This window comes from Sinorhizobium saheli, from assembly GCF_001651875.1.
Taxonomy (GTDB): Bacteria; Pseudomonadota; Alphaproteobacteria; order Rhizobiales; family Rhizobiaceae; genus Sinorhizobium; species Sinorhizobium saheli.
In genome coordinates, this window is sequence record NZ_LNQB01000102.1 from 58,204 (window position 1) to 80,036 (window position 21,833).

General features: G+C 64.9%; 20 protein-coding genes. 9 read left to right on the forward strand and 11 right to left on the reverse strand.

Annotated elements, in window-relative coordinates; all coding sequences use genetic code 11:
* Nucleotides 1-85: 85 nt before the first annotated feature.
* Nucleotides 86-712, forward strand: a complete 627-nt coding sequence (locus tag ATB98_RS26575; RefSeq protein WP_066879322.1) for an isochorismatase family protein — start codon at nucleotides 86-88, stop codon at nucleotides 710-712.
* 204 nt (nucleotides 713-916) lie between these two features.
* On the opposite strand, the gene ATB98_RS26580 is transcribed toward ATB98_RS26575, so the two are convergent.
* On the reverse strand, nucleotides 917-1,540 hold the full coding sequence (locus tag ATB98_RS26580; protein WP_066879325.1) for a transglutaminase-like cysteine peptidase: 624 nt from the start codon (nucleotides 1,538-1,540) through the stop codon (nucleotides 917-919).
* A 499-nt stretch (nucleotides 1,541-2,039) separates the two neighbouring features.
* Here ATB98_RS26580 and ATB98_RS30480 point away from each other — a divergent pair, with 499 nt between their 5' ends.
* On the forward strand, nucleotides 2,040-3,959 hold the full coding sequence (locus ATB98_RS30480; RefSeq protein WP_157111083.1) for a hypothetical protein: 1,920 nt from the start codon (nucleotides 2,040-2,042) through the stop codon (nucleotides 3,957-3,959).
* Between the two features lie 417 nt (nucleotides 3,960-4,376).
* Complete coding sequence (locus ATB98_RS26590; RefSeq protein ID WP_066879331.1) at nucleotides 4,377-5,105, forward strand: thermonuclease family protein; 729 nt, start codon at nucleotides 4,377-4,379, stop codon at nucleotides 5,103-5,105.
* Nucleotides 5,106-5,152: 47 nt separating this feature from the next.
* On the opposite strand, the gene ATB98_RS26595 is transcribed toward ATB98_RS26590, so the two are convergent.
* The 3 genes from ATB98_RS26595 to ATB98_RS26605 all read right to left on the reverse strand — a co-directional run bounded on the left by ATB98_RS26595 (nucleotide 5,153) and on the right by ATB98_RS26605 (nucleotide 7,973).
* Nucleotides 5,153-6,058 carry an aminoglycoside phosphotransferase family protein gene (locus ATB98_RS26595; RefSeq protein WP_066879334.1) on the reverse strand — a complete coding sequence of 302 codons (906 nt, stop codon included), beginning with the start codon at nucleotides 6,056-6,058 and terminating at the stop codon, nucleotides 5,153-5,155.
* 53 nt (nucleotides 6,059-6,111) lie between these two features.
* Entirely contained in the window at nucleotides 6,112-7,398 is a 1,287-nt protein-coding gene (locus ATB98_RS26600; protein ID WP_066879336.1) for an NAD(P)/FAD-dependent oxidoreductase, read from the reverse strand.
* Nucleotides 7,399-7,508: 110 nt separating this feature from the next.
* On the reverse strand, nucleotides 7,509-7,973 hold the full coding sequence (locus tag ATB98_RS26605) for an Lrp/AsnC family transcriptional regulator (protein ID WP_066879339.1): 465 nt from the start codon (nucleotides 7,971-7,973) through the stop codon (nucleotides 7,509-7,511).
* A 208-nt stretch (nucleotides 7,974-8,181) separates the two neighbouring features.
* Here ATB98_RS26605 and ATB98_RS26610 point away from each other — a divergent pair, with 208 nt between their 5' ends.
* Complete coding sequence (locus ATB98_RS26610; protein WP_084435823.1) at nucleotides 8,182-8,901, forward strand: aspartate/glutamate racemase family protein; 720 nt, start codon at nucleotides 8,182-8,184, stop codon at nucleotides 8,899-8,901.
* A gap of 39 nt (nucleotides 8,902-8,940) precedes the next feature.
* Here the strand turns inward: ATB98_RS26610 and ATB98_RS26615 are convergent, their stop codons facing one another.
* Nucleotides 8,941-9,345, reverse strand: a complete 405-nt coding sequence (locus tag ATB98_RS26615) for a winged helix-turn-helix transcriptional regulator (RefSeq protein ID WP_066879342.1) — start codon at nucleotides 9,343-9,345, stop codon at nucleotides 8,941-8,943.
* Nucleotides 9,346-9,512: 167 nt separating this feature from the next.
* Between ATB98_RS26615 and ATB98_RS26620 the strand changes: the two genes are divergently transcribed.
* Nucleotides 9,513-10,400, forward strand: coding sequence for an SDR family oxidoreductase (locus tag ATB98_RS26620; RefSeq protein WP_066879345.1), 888 nt, complete (start codon nucleotides 9,513-9,515; stop codon nucleotides 10,398-10,400).
* A 160-nt stretch (nucleotides 10,401-10,560) separates the two neighbouring features.
* Here the strand turns inward: ATB98_RS26620 and ATB98_RS26625 are convergent, their stop codons facing one another.
* A complete protein-coding gene (locus tag ATB98_RS26625) occupies nucleotides 10,561-11,313 on the reverse strand; it encodes a pyridoxine 5'-phosphate synthase (protein ID WP_066879347.1) in 753 nt (250 codons plus the stop codon).
* Nucleotides 11,314-11,538: 225 nt separating this feature from the next.
* Between ATB98_RS26625 and ATB98_RS26630 the strand changes: the two genes are divergently transcribed.
* From ATB98_RS26630 to ATB98_RS26645, 4 genes are all read left to right on the forward strand, one after another.
* On the forward strand, nucleotides 11,539-12,648 hold the full coding sequence (locus ATB98_RS26630; protein ID WP_066879351.1) for a hypothetical protein: 1,110 nt from the start codon (nucleotides 11,539-11,541) through the stop codon (nucleotides 12,646-12,648).
* Between the two features lie 276 nt (nucleotides 12,649-12,924).
* A complete protein-coding gene (locus tag ATB98_RS26635; protein WP_066879353.1) occupies nucleotides 12,925-13,599 on the forward strand; it encodes a MerR family transcriptional regulator in 675 nt (224 codons plus the stop codon).
* A 314-nt stretch (nucleotides 13,600-13,913) separates the two neighbouring features.
* A complete protein-coding gene (locus ATB98_RS26640) occupies nucleotides 13,914-14,150 on the forward strand; it encodes a glycine zipper 2TM domain-containing protein (RefSeq protein WP_066879356.1) in 237 nt (78 codons plus the stop codon).
* 17 nt (nucleotides 14,151-14,167) lie between these two features.
* On the forward strand, nucleotides 14,168-14,521 hold the full coding sequence (locus ATB98_RS26645; protein ID WP_066879886.1) for an EF-hand domain-containing protein: 354 nt from the start codon (nucleotides 14,168-14,170) through the stop codon (nucleotides 14,519-14,521).
* 133 nt (nucleotides 14,522-14,654) lie between these two features.
* Here ATB98_RS26645 and ATB98_RS26650 read toward each other — a convergent pair whose 3' ends face one another.
* The 5 genes from ATB98_RS26650 to ATB98_RS26670 form a co-directional block, all read right to left on the reverse strand.
* Nucleotides 14,655-15,350 carry a hypothetical protein gene (locus ATB98_RS26650; RefSeq protein WP_066879359.1) on the reverse strand — a complete coding sequence of 232 codons (696 nt, stop codon included), beginning with the start codon at nucleotides 15,348-15,350 and terminating at the stop codon, nucleotides 14,655-14,657.
* Between the two features lie 21 nt (nucleotides 15,351-15,371).
* Nucleotides 15,372-16,556, reverse strand: coding sequence for a gluzincin family metallopeptidase (locus ATB98_RS26655; RefSeq protein WP_066879362.1), 1,185 nt, complete (start codon nucleotides 16,554-16,556; stop codon nucleotides 15,372-15,374).
* Between the two features lie 138 nt (nucleotides 16,557-16,694).
* On the reverse strand, nucleotides 16,695-17,468 hold the full coding sequence (locus tag ATB98_RS26660; RefSeq protein ID WP_066879365.1) for a TfuA-like protein: 774 nt from the start codon (nucleotides 17,466-17,468) through the stop codon (nucleotides 16,695-16,697).
* A gap of 8 nt (nucleotides 17,469-17,476) precedes the next feature.
* A complete protein-coding gene (locus ATB98_RS26665; RefSeq protein ID WP_066879366.1) occupies nucleotides 17,477-18,706 on the reverse strand; it encodes a YcaO-like family protein in 1,230 nt (409 codons plus the stop codon).
* On the reverse strand, nucleotides 18,690-21,752 hold the full coding sequence (locus tag ATB98_RS26670; RefSeq protein ID WP_066879369.1) for an ATP-binding protein: 3,063 nt from the start codon (nucleotides 21,750-21,752) through the stop codon (nucleotides 18,690-18,692). The genes ATB98_RS26665 and ATB98_RS26670 overlap by 17 nt, the downstream gene beginning before the upstream one ends.
* Nucleotides 21,753-21,833 lie beyond the last annotated feature (81 nt).

The window sequence follows — 21,833 nt, forward strand, 5'->3', positions numbered from 1 at the left end:
TCGGATCACTCTGCATCCGCGCGACCTGTAAGATCAAGCCCATCAGCATCCCTCAAGTCCACATCGACAATCTAGGAGCCTGCCAATGTCAAACTCCCCAGCCGCCCTTTCCACCTCCGCCCCCGCAACGCTCTTCACGCTCGCCGGCATCGAGCCCGCCCCGGCACCCCTCGCCGAGGCGGTGCTGGTCCTGATCGACTACCAGAACGAATATCTCGCCGGCCCGCTCGCACTCGTCGATGCCGAGGCCGCGGTCGGGCGCGCCGGTACCCTGCTTTCCGCCGCCCGGGCAGCCGGAGCGAGGATCATCCATGTCGCCCACAAGGGTCGCGCGGGCGGGCTTTTCGATCGTGCCGCCGAAGGGGGCGCCTTCATCGACGCGGTGAAGCCCCTTGATGCCGAAGGGATCGTCGAAAAGCCACGACCGAACGCCTTCTCCGGCACCACCCTTGCCGACCTTGTCGGCCCGGCGGGTACCAAGATCGCCATCGCCGGCTTCATGACCCATAATTGCGTCTCCTCGACCGCGCGCGCCGCGCTCGATCTCGGCTACGAGATAACCGTCGCCGCGGATGCCTGCGCAACCCGCGACCTGCCCTCACCCGGCGGCATCGTCCCTGCACGCGACCTGCACAGGGCCGAACTCGCCGCCCTTGCCGACCGTCATGCCTGTGTGGCGGACGTAGCGAGGCTTATCGACGCGCGCGCCTGAGCGCATTCGCGAGATCGGCGTGCCATGGCAATCGGCCCATGAGCCCGACGTTCCGGTGTCGCTCATCGTGGAGGCGCTGGTCGGTTCCGCAATCGACGCTGCGATCGGCGTCGTGGCCGGTCTCGCGACCGGCTACGTCGCTTGGCTCGTCGGCATGCCTTTCGCCTTGACGGCTCTTCGGGCGACTTGCCGGCCCGCTGCGCCTCACGGCCTCCAGCCGGCCGTGGCGCGGGGCGCGCGCTGGAGCGCCGCCACCCCTTGGATCAGTTCCCAGCGGCGGCCGTTTGACTGCGACTGGCGTGCGAAATAGGCATAGGGCGTGCGCGACCAGTCCCTGACGGCATTGGTCAGATTGTCGAGCACGAGGTCGCCTTCGCTGGTGCGAACGGTGAGCACCGTATGGCCGTCGCCGCGATAGCGGGCAACCGTCAGCAGCAATGCGGAGGACGGCCATCCGCGCTTCATCAGCTCACGCTTCTTCAGGATCGCGAAATCCTCGCAGTCCCCGTAATTCGCCGGCACGCGCCAATCGTCGTCCTTGCCGACATTGGCACGGTCGCTGCGTTCCCTGATGCGGTTGTTCACCGCGCTGTTGACCTGCTTGAGCTCGCTGGCCTTGGCCGGGTCGAGAGCCACGACCGTGTTTCCGCCTGTGCGACACAGGCTCGATTCGCGCGCGCAGAACGGGAGGAAGGCAGGCGGCGGAAATGCCTTGCCTGCAGTCCTCATGGTTGTACCGGCTTCTGCCACGCCTGGAACGGCAATTAGCAGCATAACTATGCTCTTCGCGATGAAGCGATTCATAAGCGATCCCCCTACGACGGGCACAAAGCCCCCAAGTCCGGCGTAGAGAATAGTCCATAAGGATTAATCAGGCGCTGATTAGCCCGAAATAGGGCAATGTTGGGGCACAACTACTAATATTTCGTAAATTGACCCCCACGGGATTTAAGCAAATCATCTAATCATTTCTCGAGTTTTTGTTGCGTTGGAGTAAGAAATGCGAAGAATTAGTACATCCCTACTTAAAACATTTTTCCTCCTCTCCACCGCATCGATAGCTTCTGTGATCGTCACGACGGACGCGAATGCAGTAGAGCGCCGGGTAATGACTGCCGCGCAATGCAGTTCTCTGACGGAAGACAACTTTGCAGCGTGCTGCGTTGCAATAAATCGTATGACAATTCTTACGCCGGCGCAGATCAAAATGTGTCCCCCGCTTTCGACGGCAGCGATTGGCACAAACACCGCCCGAAACGACCGCAGCGACTCACTCGGGCCTCGCACAGGCAAGAAAGGCGGCCAGGGCAAGAGCAATGGCGGCGGCATGGCGCCCCCTCCGGATTATGATGATGACGACAACGGCGGCTCCGGCAGCGGTGGCTCCGGCGGCTCCGGTGGCAGTGGCTCAGGCGGCGGCGACGATGGCGGCTCCGGCGGCGGCGACGATGGCGGCTCCGGCGGCGGCGACGATGGCGGCTCCGGCGGCGGCGACGATGGCGGGTCAGGCGGCGGCGACGACGGCGGTTCAGGCGGCGGCGACGACGGCGGCTCCGGCGGCGGTGACGATGGCGGCTCCGGCGGCGGCGACGATGGCGGCTCCGGCGGCGGCGACGATGGCGGCTCCGGCGGCGGCGACGATGGCGGCTCCGGCGGCGGCGACGATGGCGGCTCCGGCGGCGGCGACGATGGCGGCTCCGGCGGCGGCGACGATGGCGGCTCCGGCGGCGGCGACGATGGCGGCTCCGGCGGCGGCGACGATGGCGGCTCCGGCGGCGGCGACGATGGCGGCTCCGGCGGCGGCGACGATGGCGGCTCCGGCGGCGGCGACGATGGCGGCTCCGGCGGCGGCGACGATGGCGGCTCCGGCGGCGGCGACGATGGCGGCTCCGGCGGCGGCGACGATGGCGGCTCCGGCGGCGGCGACGATGGCGGCTCCGGCGGCGGCGACGATGGCGGCTCCGGCGGCGGCGACGATGGCGGCTCCGGCGGCGGCGACGATGGCGGGTCAGGCGGCGGCGACGACGGCGGTTCAGGCGGCGGCGACGACGGCGGCTCCGGCGGCGGTGACGATGGCGGCTCCGGCGGCGGCGACGATGGCGGCTCCGGCGGCGGCGACGATGGCGGCTCCGGCGGCGGCGACGATGGCGGCTCCGGCGGCGGCGACGACGGCGGCTCCGGCGGCGGCGACGACGGCGGCTCCGGCGGCGGCGACGACGGCGGCTCCGGCGGCGGCAACGACGGCGGCTCCGGCGGCGGCGACGATGGCGGCTCAGGCGGCGGCGACGATGGCGGCTCCGGCGGCGGCGACGACGGTGGCTCCGGCGGTGGTGACAACGGTGGCTCCAAGGGCGACGACCACGGCTCCAAGGGCGACGACCACGGCTCCAAGGGCGACGATCATGGCTCCAAGGGCGATGATCATGGCTCCAAGGGCGATGACCACGGTTCCAAGGGGGACGATGGCGGCTCCAAAGGCGGCGACCGCGGCTCCAAGGGCGGCGGTAAAGGCGGCTCAAAGGGCGGGGACAACGGCTCCAAGGGCGACGATGGCGGCTCCAAAGGCGGCGACCGCGGCTCCAAGGGCGGCGGTAAAGGCGGCTCAAAGGGCGGGGACAACGGCTCCAAGGGCGACGATGGCGGCTCCAAGGGTGGCGATCGCGGCTCCAAGGGCGACGGTAAAGGCGGCTCAAAGGGCGGGGACAACGGCTCCAAGGGCGACGATGGTGGCTCCAAAGGCGGCGACCGCGGCTCCAAGGGCGGCGGTAAAGGCGGCTCAAAGGGCGGGGACAACGGCTCCAAGGGCGACGATGGCGGCTCCAAAGGCGGCGACCGCGGCTCCAAGGGCGACGATGGCGGCTCCAAGGGTGGCGACCGCGGCTCCAAGGGCGGCGGTAAAGGCGGCTCAAAGGGCGGGGACAACGGCTCCAAGGGCGACGATGGCGGCTCCAAAGGCGGCGACCGCGGCTCCAAGGGCGGCGGTAAAGGCGGCTCAAAGGGCGGGGACAACGGCTCCAAGGGGGACGATGGTGGCTCCAAGGGGGACGATGGCGCCTCCAAGGGCGGAGATAACAGCGGCTCCAACGGCGGCGACCGAGGCTCCCAAGGTGGCGACAACGGCGGAGCGACCGGCGGGGGCGGCGAGTCGAAGGACGGCAAGGCTGGCGAAAATGCCAACAACGGCCGCGGCAATGGCGGCGGCGACGGGACGCCTGGCAACACTGATAAGAGCGATAATGACCGTTGACGTCTGTGCGGTCGCCTGATCCGCGCGGCTCGGAGTGCGACGAAAGGCGGGCAGGCCGTGTGTCGCATTCCGTCTCGAATGCCTGACCAGGGAAACTCCGGGTGAGCCGAAGTCATCGGGAAGCGCAGTCGAGATGCCGGGAAGCGACAAGCCAGGCTGCTTATCCGGCAAGATCAACGGCAATTTCCAGGAGGGCGGCCCCCGCAGGAGCCGCCCTCCTTTTTTCTGATGCCACGCGCGCGGCGCATGCAGCAAATCAGGGCGCTACGGCGACCTTTGCGCGCCTGATAAGACGCCCGGTGCTGTAATCTCACGAATTGCCGTAGTCGGGGCGATCCATGGAACGAGTGGACGTCGCGACAACCTTTCAGCAACCCCTCGCCTCGATAATGCCCCGGCAATCGAGGACCGAATCGGATGGCCAAGACAAGTTCCAGGAGACGAAAGCGCAGCTCGAGCCGGAAGGGCAGCCGAGGCGGCATGGCGCCGTGGTACCTCGCGGCGATCGTCCTCGTCGGCGGCATCGTCGCCTATGACCACCGGGAGAAACTTCGGGACTTGCCGGCCGGAGGCGACGTGATGGCCCTTTTCACGCAGTCCGAACGGAAGGCGAAGCCGCCGGTCGCGACGCGGCCAAAGGAGGCGGGGCTGCGCGCCCGGGCGAAGGAAGAGCAGACAGGATCGATTGCGCGCAAACCGGCCTTGGCCGCGCCGTCGCCGCTCGAGCGGCCGGTGGAACAGCTGCCGGCGTCGCCGGTTCCAAGCCTTGCCGACAGCAATACGTTCTACTTCTGCGGCATCCGCCACGACAACTGCGTCATCGACGGCGACACCTTTCTCTTCAACGGCGAAAGAATCCTTCTCGCCGATATCGACGCGCCCGAAACGAAGCTCGCCAAATGCGACGAGGAGCGGTCGCGTGGCTCCTATGCCAAGGCGCGCCTGCGCGAACTGCTGAATGCCGGCAAGTTCACGCTCGTCGCCTCGGGGCAGGAAACCGACGCCGACGAAGCCGGCAAGCCCCGTGTGGTGATGAGGGATGGCAGGTCGCTCGGCGATACTCTGATTTCGGAGGGCCTGGCGAAACGAAGGGTCGCCCGTCCGTTGTCCTGGTGCAGTCCGTCCGGACGCCGCGTTTCCGGTTGAGACCGGGCGGAAGCCGAAAGCCGAAGCGCGCGGTCACCCTCTTATAATCAGCCATGGCGCTCGTGATCGGCTAGCACTTCATCGATGATGCGTCGCGATCGCTCCACCTCGAGAGGATCCGTGCCTGGCATTTCGGCGGCAACGATCAGCGCCTTCCACAGCGTCCAGCCGCGGCCGCGCGCCCAGGTTCCCTCGTCGAGCGGCAGTGCTGCGCGGAACGCTTCCCGGCTTTCGCCCTCGAACATCGTCCAGGCGATCGACAGGTCGCAGGCGGGATCGCCGACGCCGGACGTGCCGAAGTCGATGATCGCACTCAGGCGGCCGTCCTCGACGAGAAGGTTGCCCGGCGCGACATCGCCGTGGAACCAGACCGGCGCGCCGCTCCAGGCCGTGGCAAGTGCCCGCTCCCATACGGCACGCGCTTGAGCGACGTCGATCTTGCCGTCGAGCCTTCCGAGCGCCCAGCGCGTCTCATGATCGTAAACGGCCAGCGACCCGCCGCGAAAGAAATTATGCTGCCCCGGCGGCGGTCCGCCGTCGGCGCCAACCCCTTGCAGCGCTGTCAGGAACTCGGCCAGCGTTCTTGCGAAGGCACTCATGTCGGCGACGGGCGCGTGGATCGCGGTCTCGCCCTCGCGCCATTGATAGATGGACCAATGCCAGGGATAGCCTTCGCCCGGCCGCCCCATTGCCACCGGCACGGGAATGGGAAGAGGCAGAAGCGGCGCCAGTCGCGGCAGCCAATGCTGCTCCTTCTCCACCTGGAGCGCATAAGAGGCGGCGCTCGGCAAGCGCACGGTCATCCCGTCGCCGAGATGAAAGGTCCGGTTGTCCCACCCACCGAAGCGCACCGGCTTCACCGGCAGTTCGGCCCAGCGCGGAAACTGCGCGGCGATCAGCCGCCGGACGAGGGCCACGTCGATACTGGGTTTTTCGGGAGAGATCGAGGACATCGCAAGACAACTTCCAGCTGCAGAGCGGGTCACACTATGCACGGCGTTGTCCCCTACGGCAACCGCCCGGCGTCACCTTCCTTGCGCAACGTCTCCTTCTGCGTGATCAACCGGGCGCTGTGCTGGCCGCTCAGATAGGTCCACAGCCAGCTCCAGGCCACTGCGAAGCGGCTGCGGGTACCGATCAGGAAATAGATATGCGCGATGCCCCATATCCACCAGGCGAGCGCGCCCTTGAGCCTGATCCGGCCGAAGTCGATGATCGCCGCCCGCCTGCCGATGGTGGCGAGGCTTCCCTGGTGGCGATAACGGAATGCCGCCGGCACCGGCCGGCCTTCGAGCCGGGCCCGGATGACTCTTGCGACGAAGGCGCCCTGCTGCTTGGCGGCAGGCGCTATTCCGGGCACCGGCGAACCGTCTTCCTGCTTGACCGAGGCCGTGTCGCCGATGACGAAGATCTCCGGGTGCCCGGGCGCCGTCAGGTCCCGCCCGACAAGCGCGCGGCCGGCCCGGTCCGATTCGATCCCGAGCCACCCGGCAGCGGGCGAGGCCTGGACGCCGGCTGCCCAGACGAGCGTGCGGCTCGGCAGGAACTCGTCGCCGATCATCACACCGAAATCGGTGCAGTCGGTGACCGGCGTTCCGGTGCGCACCTCGACGCCTAGTTTGTCCAGTTCGCGGAGCGCATAGGCGGAAAGATCGTCGCTGAAGGCAGGCAGGATGCGCGGTCCCGCCTCCACGAGCACCACCCGCGCCCGGCGCGTGTCGATCCGGCGAAACTCGCCCGGCAGCGTCCTGTGCGCCATTTCGGCGATGATGCCGGCAAGCTCGACGCCGGTCGGTCCCGCACCGATCACGGTGAAGGTCAGAAGCGCGTCGCGTATGGCGGCATCATCCTCCACCTCCGCCTGCTCGAAGGCGAGGAGCACCCGCCGGCGGATTGTCGTCGCATCCTCGAGCGTTTTCAGGCCCGGCGCCACGGGCGCCCATTCGTCGTGGCCGAAATAGGCATGTGTCGCGCCGGTCGCCAGCACCAGCGTGTCGTAGGCAATCGCTGGTCCGTTCGCCAGCATCACCGTTCTCGTGACCTTGTCGACCGCCGTGGCTTCGCCGAGCAGCGTCGTAACTTCCGGCCGGTCGCGGTAGAGATGGCGAATCGGCCAGGCGATCTCCGACGTCGCGAGCACCGTGGTCGCCACCTGGTAGAGCAGCGGCTGAAAAAGATGATGGTTGCGCCGGTCGATGAGCGTGACCCGGACCGGCACGCCCTTGAGATCGTTGACGAGCTGCAGCCCGCCGAAACCGCCGCCGACTACGACAACGTGATGGTCCTTCTGCATCGGCTTCTGCCCTGTTTGCTCTGGAGACTGTCCAATTCAATGCGCCGACGCGCAAGCGCCGCGTCGGCATGGCTGCTTTGCAGTCGCGGAACGTCGCCCCGGCTCCGGCCCTATTCGGCATAACCGACCGGCACCGCCGTGCCACTTTTCAGGATTTCCATCGAGATCGAGGCGGAAACGTCGAAAAGCTCGACCTTGCGCACGATCTGCTTATAGACCACGTCATAGTGCTCGACACGCGGCAGCACGACCTTGACGATGTAGTCGTAGTTGCCCGTCAATCGATGCGCCTCGACGATCTCGGGAATGTCGCTGATCACGCGCCGGAATTTCTCGATCCATTCGTCGGAGTGGTGGGCGCTCTTGATCAGCGCGAAGACCGTGGTCGGCACGCCCATCTTTTCCCGGTCGAGCACCACGATGCGCCGGGCGATATAGCCCGCCTCCTCCAGCCGCTGGATGCGCCTGGAACAGGCCGAGAGCGAAAGGTTCACCCGCTCGGCGAGGTCGCCCATCGCGACACTCGCATCGTCCTGCAGAAGCATGAGCAGCTTCCGATCTCTCTCATCCAGCACGCTCTGACTCCTTGCAGTCGCAATTGCGCCGACATTTTGCACGGAACTCACCTAACGCGCAAATATTTCGCGCCGAATGTTCTCGGCTTTTCGATCATCGCAAACAAATTCGGCCAGAGCCGCATCATAATTCTAACACCGAAACGGGCTCGCAAGGTGGCAAAGGCCGCCCTGGGAACGACTATTCATCGAGAACGAGGGAAGAGCGATGGAAATGCGCAAGATCGGCCTCATCGGCGGCATGAGCTTTGAAAGCTCCGCGGTCTACTACCGGATGGTGAACGAGGCCGTGCGCGAGCGGCTGGGCGCGCTGCACTCCGCGGAAGTGCTTCTGCACTCCGTCGACTTCCAGAAGATCGTGGACCTGCAGAAAGCCGGCCGTTGGGACGAGGCCGCCCGCTGCCTTGCCGATGTCGCGCGCGGGCTCGAGGCCGGCGGGGCCGAATGCGTCCTGATCTGCACGAACACCATGCACCTCATCGCCGATAGCGTGCAAACCTCGGTGAACGTCCCGCTGATCAATATCATCGACGAGACGGCGCTGCGCCTCAAGGCGGGCGGCAGCCGCAGGCCGCTCCTGCTTGCCACGCGCTACACGATGGAGCACGGCTTCTATGCCGAGCGGATGAAAAGGCACGGCATCGACCTCATGGTGCCGGACGCCGAAGGTCGCGCCCTCACCCACAACGTCATCTTCGATGAGCTCTGTGCCGGCAAGGTGCTTGAGACTTCTCGCGCGGCGTTGATCGCGCTGATCGACAAGGCGAAGGCGGACGGCGCCGATGCCGTCATCCTCGGCTGCACGGAAATCTGCCTGATCCTCGACCCGGCCAATCTCCCGCTCCCCGGCTTCGATTCCACCGCCATCCACGCCGAGGCGGCGGTCGATTTTGCGCTCGGCGGGCGAAGGACAAGTTGCGCGGCCTAGAGGGGGTGTGCGCACACATGCTCTAACGGCGCGGCCGTGTCATCCTGCCGCGTCGAACGCCGCCCGCGCCTTGCGGATCGCCTCGTGATTTTCGAGTGACCAGTCGACAAAAAGCCTGAGAACGACAAGGAATGAGCGGCCGAGATCCGTCAGGCTATATTCCACGCTCGGCGGCTGCGTCGGATAGACCGTGCGGTTGAGATAGCCGTCGCGTTGCAGGTCGCGCAGCGTCTGGGTCAGCATGCGCTGAGAGATGTCCGGAATGAGCCGCCGCAGCTGCGAGAAGCGCAACGGACCATCGGCCAGCGACAGGATCATCAGCGAATTCCACTTGCCGCCGATATTGTCCATCACGTCGCGCACCGGGCAATTGTCGATATCCATCGCCACGCCGCCGACGATCGCCACGCGCTTGCCCTCCACCTTGCCCGTCGCCTTGTTCATGGCGGTTCCCTTTCCGTAACCACAGCAGAAAAAACTGCCTCCTTTACAGCTCTTAGCAGATTACGGGATAAGAGCAACTCTCAAAAAGAGACCAGCATTCGGCACGAGCCCAAGCATGCGGCTTCTCGACATGCCGCCGAGGCTGGGAAGGAAACGAAAGGAAGACCATGTCCGAAAAACTGCTCGTGACCGGCGCCGCCGGCCAACTCGGCAAGCTCGTGCTCGATGCGCTTCTCGCCTCTGGCAAGACCAGGCCTGCCGATATCATCGCCACCAGCCGCGACACCGCCAAGCTCGCCGAATACGCCGCAAAGGGCGTCGAGACCCGCACCGCCGACTTCGACGAACCCGCCTCGCTCGAGACGGCCTTCGCCGGCGCCGACCGCATCCTCATCATTTCGACCGACGTCCTCGACCAGCCGGGCAAGCGGCTGCAGCAGCACCTTGCAGCCGTCGAAGCCGCTAGGAAGGCTGGCGTGAAGCACATCATCTACACCTCGATGCCGAACCCAGAAAGCTCCGTCATCCCCTTCGCCGCCGATCATCTCGGCACCGAAAACGCCATCAAGGCGACGGGCATTTCCTATACGATCCTGCGCAATGCCTGGTACATGGAAAACCTCTTCCTGTCGCTGCCGCACGCGCTTCAAAGCGGGCAATGGTACTCCTCCGCCGGCACCGGCCGCATCTCCCACATCGCCCGCGGCGACCTCGCCGCAGCCGCGGCCGCCGCCCTTCAATCCGGCACGACCGAAAGCCGCACCTACACGCTGACGGGAACGCATGCCTTCACGACCGACGAGATCGCTGCGCTCGTCGCCAAGGCCACGGGCAAGAAGCTGGACGTCGTCCATATCTCCGACGAAGCGCTGGCCGGCGGCCTCAAGGGCGCCGGCCTGCCGGACTTCTTCGTGCCGATCCTCGTCTCCTTCGACACCAACACGCGCGAGGGCCATTTCGATGTCGTGACCGATGACGCCGCAAGCCTCACCGGCAGGACACCGCTCGGGCTCTCCGACTTCCTGAAGGAAAACAAGGCCGCGCTCACGCACTGAGGCAACGGCCGCCACGACAATCGGGCCCGGCGAATGCCGGGCCTTTTCGTTGCAGGGGCGCTTCATCCACTTTGCCCGCGGCCTTGGCTGCTCCTCGCCGCAGCGGGGTGAGATGGCGAAAGCCAAGGACGCAGCACGTCGGCGCAGAATGCAGCGCCTCTTACACCGCCTCGCCGCAGGCGCGGCGGAAGCGGCGGACCGTTTCGGCCATGCCGTATTCGAGCGCGTCGGCCGTCAGGCCGTGGCCGATCGAGACTTCGGCGAGCGCGGCAATGTGCTTCGCGAGCAACGGCAGGTTGGCGACCGTCAGATCGTGGCCGGCGTTGACTGCGAGACCCAGGCTGGTCGCGATCTCTGCCGTCCGGCCGAGCTCGGCGGCGATGCGTTCGGCCCTTTCCGGGTCGTCATGGCAGCCGCCATAAGGCCCCGTATAAAGTTCGATGCGATCAGCTCCGGTCTCCCTGGCAATCTTGAGCGCTTCCCGATCGGGAACGCCATCGGCGAAAAGCGAGACCCGAAAACCCCGCTTCTTGAGCCGTCCGACGACATCGGCGAGCAGAAGGCGATCCTTGCGGAAATCCCAGCCATGGTCGGAGGTCGCCTGCGCCGGATCGTCCGGCACCAGCGTCACCTGCTCCGGCTCGTGTCGCGCGACCAGTTCGAGGAAACCCTCGTTGGGATAGCCTTCCATGTTGAATTCCGCCTGCGGGAACTCGTCGTCGATCAGATTGCGAATCGGCTGGAGATCGGAAAAGCGGATATGCCGCTGGTCGGGACGAGGATGAACGGTGAGCCCGCTCGCCCCCGCCTGCAAAGCGATACGGCCGAGGCCGGCCACCGAGGGCCAGGGTAGATCGCGCCGGTTGCGCAGCATCGCGACGGCATTGAGATTCACGGAGAGTTTTGCGGGCATGTCGAAACTTTCGGACGGGGCTCCAGGCCGCACCGGGAGCGTATGATGGCTACGCCGCCGTTCTACCGCAGATTTCGCAAAACCGGAAATCGCCTTTCCGTGGTTTCTTGTCGCCGAATCATGACAACCACCATTTTTGGGCCTAAATTCCGAATCAGGTTGAGGTTGCTTATTTTCGAAAACTCTTTTCCGGCAAACGAGCCGTTTTTTCCTGGAGCCCCGCAAATGACGCCAGCCGAAAGGCCCTGCGACGAGACGATCCGGCTGGCGCTCGGCCGGATTCTCGACAGCAAGGGCTTCCAGCGCTCCGAGCGGCTGAGGGCTTTCCTCGCCTATGTCATCGAGAAGGAAATCAACGGCGATGGTGGCCAGCTGAAAGGTTATGCGATCGCCATCGACGTTTTCGGCCGCAGCCAGGCTTTCGATGCGGACAGGGATCCTCTCGTGCGCGTCCATGCCGGCAAGCTGCGCAAGCTGCTCAAGAGCTTCTACGAAACGGAGGGTGCCGGCGAAGAATGGCAGATCGCCATTCCCAAGGGCACCTATGTGCCGGAATATCGCCGGCGGCGCCCTCCGGCGCCCGCCGCGAGCGCGCCTCCGCCCTGTGAGTCGCCGCCAGTCCGCCGCCAGCCCCACGGGCGCAGACCGTCCTGGCAGCCTGCTCCCCTCTCCTCGCCCTTGGCCGTTCTCACCGTCCTGCCGCTCCTCCTGTTCGCGCCGCTGCCATCGCCGGAAATGACGCTCGATATCGACGCGGAGGCAAAACTCGCCAGCGGCCCCATGGCCGCGGTCAGAGGGCTTCCCTCCGTCCTGGTGAGGGTCGCCGGTCCGGCGCACAAGGACAGCGAACGTTTCGCAGCCTTGCTGCGCGAGGCCGCGCTCAGCCACAGGACCATAGCGCGGGCACCGGCCGACGGCAGCGACACGGCCGCCGCAAGCGATCAGCCGCTCGCATTTTCGATCACGCTCGCCTGGGACGAGGCGGCCGGCGGCATCCGCGTCACGCTCTTCCACGAGGGTGAAGGCATCCCGTTGCGACATGACTTCATCGCCGCGGAGCGGATCGCGAGCGAGCCCGACCTGCTTTACGAAAGCAGCTTGCTCGCCGCGCAGCTTTTCGCTCTGGACGGCGATATCTACGCCCATGCCGCAACGGAGGGCATGCAGAGCACCTTGATGGAGTGCATGCTGGCCACGGCGCGCTATCGCAAGCTCCTGACGCGCGACAGCTTTCAGCAAGCATGGGAATGCCAGCAGAAGCTTGCGCCCCTCAAGGGCGACGAGCCCTTCCTCATCCTGTCCGGCAGCAGCCGGAACCAGGCCATCGGCCACTGATCCGGCGTCTTGACAGGACGCACCTGCGGCAACCTTTGCGCGTCGATAAGATGCACGCCGCGGCAGGGCTGGTCATTTCAGCGATTCGCGCTTACCGTGAATCAGGTGCGTTGGGTCTGTATGCCAGGTTGCTCGTTGGAGCACCGCACGTTCATTACGAACGCGCAAGGGAGCTCCAGCCCGTCAACGGGACATGCGGCCGGCGAAAGGCTGCTCTGACAAGCCATGCGTCCGAAGACGATCGGCGGGGTGGCGGAACCCGGGAGGCGCTGAGCGATGCCGCAAGATTCGTGGAACCATGCAACGAGCATGGATGCGGCCGCAGCTCGAGGCTTTCTACCCAGACTGCCCGTTCCCTACCACGGTACCGAAGACAGGCTCGCCATCGCCGAGATGGCCGAAGCCTTCGGCGTCACTCACCGCACCCTGCATTTCTACGAGGAGAAGGGATTGTTGAGCGCGATGCGCATCGGCCCGATGCGCGTCTATGGCGAATCGCACATACGGCGGATGGCGGTGATCAATGCCTGCCGGGAAATCGACATGCCGATCGCCGCAATCCAGGAACTGATGGCGGCGCTTGACCGGGCGCAGAGCCAGGAGGGTGCCGAGCAGTTGTTCGCGGCAGCACTTCACGCGCGCCGCCGCGAACTCGCCGCCCAGCAATCGATCCTGCGCCGGCAGATGCAGCGCATCGCCGAGTTTCTCGAAACCGGCTCCACGGAAGACGACAGTCCGGTTCCAGGCAGCGTTCACCTGTCGCCGCTCGAAACGGAATGCCTCGGCTTCATGGCGGAGGGCCATTCCGCCGAACGCATCGCCCGCCTGCTGGACATGGACCTGACGGCGGCCCTCACGCTGGAATCCGGCATCATACGCAAATTCGACGCCCACAACCGTTTCCAGGCCGTCGCCAAGGCCGTGCTTGCCGGCATGATAGCCGCCGAATAGAACTTTTGCAGTCAGGTGGCATCACCTGACATCGCCCCTGCGGCATCACGGCCGACATCATCTGTTGCCATTGGTGATCGGCGGTCAAATGGCCGGAGATTGTCTTGCCCCATGTGCAGCGGTAGTATTTGCCCCGCAGTCTGTACGTCTTTCTCGACAGGCTTGCGTGTTTTGCCGATGACCTGCTTCTGATTGGACCGATAAGTCTCTCGTGTTTCGAGGCTCCTGTTCGGAAGCTTATCTTCGCATGACGCCACTCAATGGCGCCTCCGCCGATTTGTCTTGGACACGAACGGATATACTTGGAGGAAAAAATGAGCAGTTACACGATCACTCTCGCTCTCCTAAGCTGCCTCGCCTTGTCCGGCTGCCAATCCGCTACGATGACAGGAGGACGCCCTGCCGAGTTCGGCTGCATCGCCGGCACGGTTGGTGGCGCGGTTGTGGGTGGCTTGGCCGGCGCGACCATCGGCTCGGGAACTGGTCAACTCTGGGCGGTAGGCGGCGGCGCGGTACTGGGAAGCGCGGCCGGCAGCGCCTTGACCTGCTGATGCGAAGGGCCGGGATGATGAAGAAACTGGCCCTGATGACGGCATTCGCATTGTCCCAGGCCATCGCTGCCCCGGCGCAGGTTCAACCGGGCGCAATGAACCAGGGGCAGATGGATCGGCTCGACCGCGACGGGAACGGCGCGGTCGACCAAGCCGAATACCAGGCCTTCATGGCATCGGCCTTCGCGACCCTCGACAAGAACAAGGACGGCAACCTCAGTTCCGAAGAGGTGGCGCAGGTCCTGAACGCACAGCAGTTCGCCGCCACCGACGGCAACCGCGACGGCAAGCTCAGCCGGAACGAATTCCTGAGCAAGGTGATGGCTGACTTCAAGGCCGCAGACCGCAGCGGTGACGGAAGCCTGCAGTAGCGTAACAGCGCGCTCCGTCAGCACGATGACTTCATAGGGCGCCGCATCGATTCGATTGCATGCGACGCGTTCAGGAGATCTGATCTACTTAAAAAGGATGCGCGGCGAAGACCGGCACACTCAATTGTGCCGCTCAATCACGATGCCGCTGCGGAGCAAGCGCCATCGTCTGGGCATAGGCCATCGGCGACCGGCTGCCTGGCATGTTCTCATCGAGCACCAGGGTCTTGACGTCGTCGGAGCGGACATCCAGCGCAATGACGCGCTCAAGCTTGTCGATCTGCCAGACGGCGTAGCCAAGCTCCGGCACATAGCCGCAATCGCATCCGCAATCGCCGCCGACAATCTCTCGCGGCTCTTCGGGCAGATACATGATCTGCGGCTTCGGCAACTTGTAGCAATGGCCTTCGTAGGCGTAGCCGTAAATGACGCCAATGCTCTTGATGTATCTGCCTCCGTCCCTGTCGAAAGTCTTTGACGGAATGTTGACGCTGACCGGCAACTGACGAAATTTCAACTCGTCATCGAATATCGCAAGAACGATCTGCTGCCTGAAAATGCCGGACAAGACGTCATTGTCGATTATGCCAATAGCAACTTCCTTCACGACCTTCACGAGCCCGCGTATCTCATCTTCGTTTGTCGCAGGATTGTTCAAAGACAATGTGATCTTTTCTCGAATCTGCTCATCGGTAATCTTGAATATTTCCTCCCGGCTGGCTGGTCGGCCGTACAGGCGCACTTCGCTCGGATTGTAGGTTTCATAGCTCGGCTTGGACAGTTCTTCCGGCCTCTTGCCCACTCCGGGGTGGCTGCAACAGTCGCTCATGGTCCTCTCCTTGGTTTGCCCCTATCTGAAGCTGATGATCTCGCGCCATGCGAAGTTGGATTCGAGCGCTGCGGCCGCAGGTCCGTCGGCCGCGGCAATGACGGCGCGCGCCGCTTGCCCCAATTGCACCATGTTGGGATCGATCGTCCTCAGCGAGGCTGCAAGCGCCTGGCCGACCGCGTCGCGGGCGGCCCGCAGTGCAAGCCCGAATATCATCGGCTTGACGCTGAAGGCCTCGGCCGTCGCATCGCGGAAACGCTCGAAATCATCCTGCTCCAGATGACGAAGGTCGATGTCGAGGAGCCGCATGTCGGCGCAGTCGCGCGCAACCAGCTCCCGATGATAGAGCTCGACGATCGCGTCGAAGATTGCGCCGATGAAAGGAAGCGCACGATCATGCACCTCGCGAGTCACTTCCGACATGCGGCGGAAATTGGTGGCGAGCCGGATCTGGGTCTCCGGGCTCGTCTCGGCAAAACGGTTGAGTTCATTGTAAAGCAGCAGGTTGCCTCTCGTGCGCCTGAGCAGGCGGTCGATCGCAGAATCGAAATGCAGGAACGAGATCAGCGACACCACGTCGGAAAAGGCCTCGGAAAAGGGAAAGAAGTCGGCTTCCCGTGACATTGTCGTGGGAATGCCGGTTTCCGAAAGCAGGATCAGGTGGCCGACCTCATGGGCGATCGTGTCGAGGTTCAGCGCATAAGGCCGCCTGATCCCATCGCTTTCCGAGCGGCCCAACTCCAGGAAGCCGTAGCCCGCCTGTGCATTGTCCCAATTCACGAAGGCGACGATCTCGAGCCGTGGGAAGGTCTGGTCGAAAAACCACCTGATCGGACGGCCGATATAGCCCTGCCAGACATTCAGAACGAAATGCGCGCAGGCGTAGGCATGGACCGCAAGAAATGCCCGCGAATTCGGCGCTATGTTGTCGAAATGGCGATCCGGGCCCGGCCTTGCCGGCGGGAGGGTCGCGCCGCCAAACGGCGGCAGCCGGTCGAAGCCGTAAGGCTCCTTGTCGTAGAGAGGATCGACGACATACATCCGCGCGTCGCCTGGGCCCGGGTCGATCTCGTCCCTCGGTATCGGCAACCAGACACGATCCGGCTGCTCATATCCGGGAATGAAGGGGGGCTGGGGGAATATCCAGAAGCGCGTGCCGAGCCGCGTATCACCGGATTCAAGGGCATCGTCCCGAAGCAGACGCATCGCACAACTGCCCTCCCCAACGTCAGCGCCGCTGCCCGTCAGACGCAGCAAAGTCGATGTAGCGCCTTGAATTGCTAAAAGGTTTTCCCCTCAAACCGGTTGGATTTGAGGAAACATGCAGTAGAAAAAATCCGGCAATTAGGGGTTCAATTTATAGGTGTTCACCAAATTCGAGTCAATGCCGCCCGCCTCCAGGTCCCGCAGGAAGGTGTTCGTGGCAACCCAGCCGTGAGATGCATCCGTGCTCTCCCGCTCAGCCACGAGACGCGGCGCGTTGCTGAGGGCGAGCAGCGCGTCGCGCCTCTTCTGTCTCACCATCTCCTCGCGCAGCCCCTTGCATCTATCCTGCAGCCATCCCGCGCCCTCAACGACAGCCGATAGCGATCGTTCCCGAAAATTCATGGCTCGCGCAGTGGCTGTGAGTTGATCGCGCTCGGCTGGCGTGATGCGGCCGCGTCGCATCAGAACTGAAAATGTCCGCTGCAGATCGATCAGCGACTCCGTCAAAGACAGAAAGCCGAGTTCCGCCGGCCCCGAATGGACGGCGACCGCATCGTCCGGTGCCGGGATGCGGGAAAGTCGCTGGCGCCGATACCACCTGTAGATGAGTCCGACGCCGATCATCCCGAACTCGTCTAGCTCCGCGGCCCTGATCGCCCCCATGCTGGCGGCGCCGATCACGACGATGCCCTGCGCCATTGCCCAGAGAATTTCCTTGTGCCGCACGGCCGGCCTGTCCTCGAACTGACCGTCGATCAGGACCATCGCCCGCGGTCGGAAGGCGTGCGCGGCGAGCAGGATGTCCCCCTGTGCGGCCGGCTGCAGATAGACGGCATCGAGAACCTTCTCGGCCTCGGCAAGACGCAGGGTCGGACCAAGAAACACCAGGATCGGGCCATTGTCGCTGGACATCTCGACGCTCATCGCAGGACGAAAAACGCGGTGGCGCCCGGAAGTACCGTCCTGACGCAATGCACCCCCGTCTCGGCGTCCGCCTCGACGGGGACCGCCAGTATCGGTCCGAGCCCGGCCTTGACCACGCGCTGCAGAAGCGAACGAAGATCGGGAACGGCGGACAATGGCTCCGCGGTGCGGACGGCCGCTTCGCCGTCGAGGATCAGGGCGCGAGCCTTCGCGACGATGGCGTCGGTGCTTCTTCGATAATGTTCCCGCGTCTGGTCGTCGCGCGCACCCGAGATCGCTCCCGCTCGCGCCGACAGTGCCTCGAGCATCGCGCTCGACGCCGCTGCTTCGAGGCTCGGGCCGGCGGCGTAGCCTTCGGTCGGCAGCGCCAGCACAGGCTCGCCCGGCCCGGTTTCGATCGTCTGGCACCAGACGACCGGAACGCCCGCCGGCGACGGGGCAAGCCACAAAGCGAAGGAAACTCCATGAGCGCCCGCGATCGACAATATTTGGTCGATCTTCTCGCCCAGCCCCGAAGACGCGATCCGCATCCGGTCGAAGAAGCCATGCGTCGCAAAGGCACGGGCGATGGCATCGCGCTCGATGCATTCCAGCAAGCCGTGCAGGAACGCCGCGTCAGCACTCCTGTGGCAGGCAAGGCCGGTGGTGGTGCGCAGGAACAGGCCGTCGTCGGGCGGCGGCGGCTCGCTATAGCGCGTATGCACCAGTTCCAGTGGAACCGGATGCATCGCTCCCTTGGCAACGTCGAGGCCGGCGATCCAGGATATCTTCCGGTGCCGCCAACTCCCCCGGTGCTCGGGCACCAGGAGATTGTCAAAGAGCCCGTCGGCGATGTTCAGTTCATCGGCCGTAGCATGAAATATCCGCCCCTCGGCGATCGATTCGGCAAAATAACGCTCGAGCGCTTCCATGATCGCGCCGAGGGCGGCTTCCGCCTTGGCGAAGCCCCGCCCGAGCGACGTCACTTCGGAAAGAGCGGCTGGGCGCACCGCCTGTACCACCGGCAAGCCCAGACGATCGAGGCCGGTCAGATCACCGAGACGGGTGATCCCCGCCCGCCGACAAAGAGGCATGACCGCTCGGAGAGCGCGCTCCGGCTGTTCCTGCTGCGGGCGGAGCAGGAGCGACGCGTCGAGCCGCGAAACAACAGAGGCATGGAGTTCGGCGAGCCTTCCATCGAGACGCCCTTCCGCTTCGCCCCCTCTTGTTTCAGCGCTTGACGACAACACCAAGCTCCCGGATCGAGTTCCGTGCCCGTCTGGTGAGCGCCGTCGCGCCCTGGCTTTCGGCGATGTCCAGCGCCGAACTGAGGTCGCCGACAACTATATCCTTGGGCTGCCCTGCCCGCGCCCGAAGGACCGCGCGGCAGCGGTGCAATTCCGCGAGCCAATAGGCATGGCCGGTCTCCTCGGCCTTCTCGATCGCCTCGCTCGCGACGTCGATCGCGGAGTCGATCTTGCCCGCCCGGCCGAGCAAGGTGGCGTGCATGTAGAGATAGATCGGCAGATCGGCTACCGTCCCCAGGTCTCGCAGAAGCGCCAGGCCGTTCTGAAATGCCGCATGCCCGCTTGCGAGGCTCTTGAGGTGGGCCTCTGCCCATCCGCTGAAGAGTAGCGAAAGGCCGGAGAGGGACTGCATCCTGTTCTTCGTCGCGAAATCCGCCATGCGCGCCGAGATCTCCGTGAGACGTTCGAAATCGTCCCGGTAGAAAGCGGAAACCGCCTCGGTATCGAACGAGTGCGCCTTGCTCGGCGTATGCGCTATCCGGTCCGCAAAGGCGATCATCCGGGAGAGAGCCGCGTCCGAGGCTTTCGTGCGCCCCGTGAGCCACAACGAGAGGGCCAGTTGGCCGAGGCCGCAGACCTTCGCATCATGGCCTCCGAACTCCGTTCGGCTCTCCTTCGCGCGTCTCTCGTCATAGAGCGCCAGGCCGGCCTTGACCGCCTCCTGCGTCTCCCGGTGACGGCCGAGATTGAAATCGATCGCCCAGATGCAATGATTGACCTGAAGCTGGATCTCCGGCTCATTGGCCTTCGACAGCATCGACTGCACCTTGAGGGCGCGATCGTGCATGACGCGGAAATCCGACCCGGTGAACCACCAGCCCCAATAGATCGGAAACCACTGCGACTGCTCCGACAGCGGTCGCCCGCGGGCAATTTCCACGCCTTCCTCGTAGAGCGCGCGTGCCGGTGGCGAATTGAACCCCACCAGCCCCGTCAGGACGGGTCCGAGTGCCATCAGAGCCGAAAGCTGCAGCGGCTCGGCCGCGTCTGCCTCGTTCATCTGGCCGCAGAGATTCAAGGCATGTTCCAGATATTGCCTCGCCTCGTTCATCGCCGAACGGCTCGAACTCTCCTTGCCGGCGGCGATGAACAACGGGACCGCCTCTTCCAGAAGGCCTGCCCGCTCCGCATGTTCGGCAAGCGCGCCTGTGTCGATCCAGAAGGCCGCGTCGCGGTTTTCACTGACCGCGGCAAAGAGGCGGCGATGCAGCACCTGCCGCTGCTTGCGCAGCAGCGCGTTGTATATCGTCTCCTGGATAAGCGTATGCCGGAACCCATAGGCCGTCCGGCCCGACGCCCTGATCCGGGTGAGGAATCCCGTCTCGCAAAGGACATCGGCTGCGTTTGCAAGCGCCTTCCTGCTGAAATCCGGCAGCAGCTCCCGAAGCAGCGGCAAGGTGACCTGCGTGCCAACGATCGCCGCCGCCCGCGCCACCTCCCTGGCGGAGCCGAGATGCTGCAGGCGGGCGTCGAGGATCGCCTCGAATGCCGAGACATGGGTGGGTCTGATGTTTTCCGAAAGGCTCAGCGTGTCGGGCTCGACGTTCTGCGAGACCCATTGGCAGATCTCCTCGATGAAGAGCGGCACGCCTCCGGATATTCGTTCCGTCACATCGAAGAGGTCGGGCAGCATGGAGAGCCGGTGCTCCGGCCAGCTCGCCTTGATCGCCAATCTCGTCTGGTCGCGATCGAGCGGCTGCAGCGACAGCCGGGTCCGGTTTGCCCCGTCCAGCCAGTCCGAGGAAGCGGACGGACGCGAGGTCGCAACGAGCAGGACCGGAAGTTGCGCTATGACCCGCGCGGCTTCGCCGAGCAGATCACGGGAGGTGGGGTCGATCCAGTGGATGTCCTCGACGGCTACGACGATCGGGCCGTTCCGGCACACGGACCGGAGCGCTCGAAACACGGCGCGATGGGCTTTTTCGCGGATTTCCTTGAGATTGCCATTCGACAGCAGATGATTCCGCCCCTGCGCTCCGAGCAGATAGGCGAAGATCTCGACGACCTCCGCGTCGGTGATTCCGTGTCGCTCGAACAGGCTCGTCACCTGCGCCGCCGTCGGGCCCATCTGGCCGCCGGGGAAACTGTTCAACAGCGGATGAAGCGTCGAGCGAAATCCGCCCGGCAGGCACTGGAAGAAGAAGAGCTTCGAACGGCGCTCACGCGTCCTGCTGCGGATCTCCCTCAGCAGCCGCGACTTGCCGATTCCGGCATCTCCCTCGACCAGGAGGACGGCGCCACGCGCTTGCAGCACGTCGCCCCAGATGCGCGCGATCGTGTTCAACTCGCTCTCGCGGTCGATCAACGGCCCGCCGAGCCGGCCAAAGGCGTAGAACCGGTCGACCCCGATCTTGTGTCCCAGTGCGCGCCATACTTTTTCCGGTGCTGCGAAACCCTTGAGCACCTTGCTGCCCTGAAACGCGAAGGCATGCGACCGGCCCGCGAGATGTCGCGTGTCCTCGGAAACAAGGACGGTGTTCGGCACCGCGATCCCCTCGAGGCGCGTGGCCAGCGCCTGGGCAGCCCCGGTTACGGGTTCGCGCATCCAGTTCTCTTCCGACGCCGCCTCACGGACGAGGGCGATGGAGGTGGCGACGCCGACGCGAACGCGTAAATCGTCCCGCCCCGCCTCGCGGCCGACGCGCCTGCAGGCTTCGACGATCCCGAGCCCCGCCCGAATGGCAAGCGAGGCGGCGTCCTTCGCGTCGAGCTCGATCGGGAAAAGCGCAACCCCTCCGTCGCCCGCCTCATGCTGCATGACGCCCGAATGCGAGGCAATCGCTTGCTTCGCGGCAGACTGGAAAGCGGACATCAGCTCGTGATAGTCCTCGATGTCCATCACCTGCATCAGGCCGGTCGATCCGACCAGGTCATAGCAGAGCGCCGTGACGATGCGCCGCTCGCCGCCGCGCGCGGAAGACCCGCCCGAGCGCTCGGCACGCTTGGACGCTCGTCGTGGTGTGTTGATCCGGCTTTCGCGCAGCATGCACCACTCCCGCGTTCAGCGGCGCCATCCTTGAGGCGCCGCCGCATTTACAAAATCATCCAGAGATTCAGAGCGCTATAT